The 2,820-nt window shown below is 43.5% G+C and carries 3 protein-coding genes; all 3 read left to right on the top strand.

All coding sequences use genetic code 11. From position 1 onward, the window contains the following. Positions 1–1,291, top strand: a 1,291-nt coding sequence (locus AB4653_RS08495; protein ID WP_372103835.1) for an ATP-binding protein, incomplete at its 5' end; no start/stop codon positions are given. Next, positions 1,278–1,751, top strand: a complete 474-nt coding sequence (locus AB4653_RS08490) for a response regulator (protein ID WP_017103024.1) — start codon at positions 1,278–1,280, stop codon at positions 1,749–1,751. The genes AB4653_RS08495 and AB4653_RS08490, both read left to right, overlap by 14 nt. Positions 1,752–2,120: 369 nt before the next feature. After that, a partial coding sequence (locus AB4653_RS08485; protein WP_372103832.1) for an MBL fold metallo-hydrolase occupies positions 2,121–2,820 on the top strand: 700 nt, incomplete at its 3' end.

Raw genomic sequence — 2,820 nt, 5'->3', positions numbered from 1 at the left:
GTGCCGTGCCGGTAACACCATTATTGAACAATCAGCGTTAAACACTCGTTTGTATTATGTGTTTAGTGGAGAACTGGAAGGGTTTTATTCCGAAGCGAATACACCGCGAGTACGCGTGTTTAGCGCGGGTAGTGGAGCTTTTATAGGCGTTCATAGCTTCTTTTCAGGTAATTGGACAGCATCTTCAACGGTTGTTGCTAAAACCGATGTTGAGTTAGCGTGGATCGATAAAGACACGCCGGCAGAAGATGAACGTAAATTTGGCCCTCTTACCGCACAGTTCACACCTGTGATTGTCAATGAGTTGTCGCGTCGTCAACGCCGTGCAACACAAGAAGCGATAGCGAAACAAAAAGCGCTAGAGAAGTTACATACTGCTGAGCAAATGACGACCTTGGGTCAATTAGCTGCAGGGATTGCCCATGAGCTTAACAACGCTATTGGTGTAGTAAATAGCAAATCTGGTCGACTTGAAACGGTCATCATGGATCTGCTCGAAGAAGTGCATCCAGAAGCCAGTCAATTTTTCGATTTTGGGTTAATGCATGGTCAGAAAACGTCGTCGTCAGAAGCGCGAACACGTGGGCGACAATTTGAAAGAAAATATGGTTTAGACAAGAACATTGCTCGCTCTCTTGCCAAGGCGATTCCAATTGACGCGTTATCTGCAACAGACGTTATTTCAAAACATTGGCTGAAAAACCCAGAAGAAGCGATTCGCTTTTGGCAGATGGGCTGTGATTTACATGATTTACGTTTGGCATCTAGACACACCGTTGGCATCGTAAAATCGGTTAAACAACTTGGCAGAGTTGATATTGACACCGAAGAAGCGGTTGATATTAACGACTCCATTAACCATGCCTTATCGTTGTTACAAAGTGAGTTACGTCGAGTGTCTGTGCGATTGAGCCCTGCAGATTTGCCGACTTTTAAAGGCTCGAAAACAGAGCTCGTTCAGATTTGGGTCAACATTGTAAAGAATGCTTGTGATGCAATGTCGAATTCAGACGATGCCGCAATAGAAATTCAAACCAGATTAAGTAAGAAAAGAATATTAGTTACGATCACGAATAATGGCCCTGAGATAGACGAGGTGACTCGTAGAAAGGTATTTCAGCCCAACTTCACCACTAAAAAAGGTGGTTTATCGTTTGGATTGGGCTTGGGTTTATCAATAGTTAAGCGGATTGTGGCGGGTTATGGCGGAAGTATTATTGTGAAAAGTGATGCTTCTAAAACTGTATTTAGAATCAAGTTACCAGTAGAGGGTGAACATGGAGAAGCTTAATTTAATCTGTGTCGATGACCAGAGAGAAGTACTGAGCGCAGTGGTACAAGATTTAGAGCCGCTGGCGAGTTGGCTGAATATTGAAGATTGTGAATCAGCACAAGAAGTGCTTGATCTCATTGATGAACTTGACGCAGAAGGCGAACACATTACCGTCATCGTGTCTGATCATGTGATGCCAGGGAAAACGGGGGTGGAGTTACTCACTGACGTGTTCCATGACAGCCGCTTTCCGAATACAAAGAAAATTCTTCTTACAGGGCAGGCCACTCATACTGATACCATCAATGCGATTAATGCAGCAGGTATCGACCGTTACTTTGAAAAGCCTTGGCAAGCAAGCACATTAGTTGAGTGCATTCGTACTCTTGTCACTGAGTACATATTTGATCAAGGGCTTGATTACACGGACTATCAGAATGATCTCGACCAGCAGGTTGTGTTGAGACGCTTACGCTAGTCACTTATGTTAGCGACTTACGCTAGTCATCTATGTCAGTCGCTTGAAATTGTATGCACCGAAGGACGCTTTCTGAGGGATTTTGTCTGCGAAAGACGTAATCTTTCGGTGCATATTTTACCTATCTCTTTTAGTAATTCAGGTTTAGTACTCAGTTATTAACACACTGGTTGCTGGCTTAAATCTAAAACTTATACGCTACGCCAACGCCAACGCCAACGGATGCGTTGTGCTTTCTTCACGAAAGATTCCCTGAACATGCAGCAGAGCTAAAATGTGTCGCAGAGTACTAGTGTCGTATGTTAGAACTGTGAATTTAATTAGGACGTTGCAGCTAACTTATGCGTCGTTATCAGTCTAGGAAGTAAAATGAAAAAATTGGTTTTGGCTTTGTTGTTATTGGTTTCGACCAGTGCAATGGCATCTAAAGACGTACCGGAAATGTCGATTAAAAACGGCTATGTTGAACCGTTCCAAATGTTCGATAACGTTTATTACGTTGGTGATAGATGGGTGTCGTCTTATGCGGTAGAGACTGCAAAGGGATTAGTTCTGATTGATACACTCGATTTCCCTTATTCGATGTGGATACCCATCAATCTAAAAAAGCTTGGGTTACAAGATAAGGCTATCACTCATATTTTGGTGACTCACGGCCATTCTGATCATGTTGGTGGAGCACAATTTCTCCAGTCTGAATATGATGCAAAGGTCGTGATGACACAAAAGGGTTATGAGTTAGCCGTAGCTCAAGCTAACAAAAGCAGTGGTAAGAATACCTTTTTGCCGCCCAAGGTAGACTTCTTTGTGCAAGATAGCAGTAGTCTTATTGTCGGTGAGGACGAGTTTAAGTTCTACCTTACGCCCGGCCACACAGAAGGGGATTATTCGATAGACCTTATGGTGAAAGACAACGGTATATCACATCGCGCATTTGTAGTTGGCGGACATAGTATTAATGCACGAGATCCAAAGCTGGCGAAGCAGTTCTTCGAGAGCATGGACAGAGTCCGAGAGATCGCTTTGCAGCCGCCTGTTGTGAGTGTGAATCTGTCTAACCATCCTCATA

The sequence above is a fragment of the Vibrio sp. 10N.222.48.A3 genome, from assembly GCF_041475345.1.
In the GTDB taxonomy this organism is placed as follows: Bacteria; Pseudomonadota; Gammaproteobacteria; order Enterobacterales; family Vibrionaceae; genus Vibrio; species Vibrio tasmaniensis_A.
Note: the sequence above shows the minus strand (reverse complement) of the source record. Positions and strands in the feature narration are given on the sequence as shown.

What these genes read in the sequence shown, in the direction of transcription:
- AB4653_RS08490 (WP_017103024.1), top strand. Translation starts at nt 1,278, where the DNA reads ATGGAGAAGCTTAATTTAATCTGTGTCGATGACCAGAGAGAAGTACTG.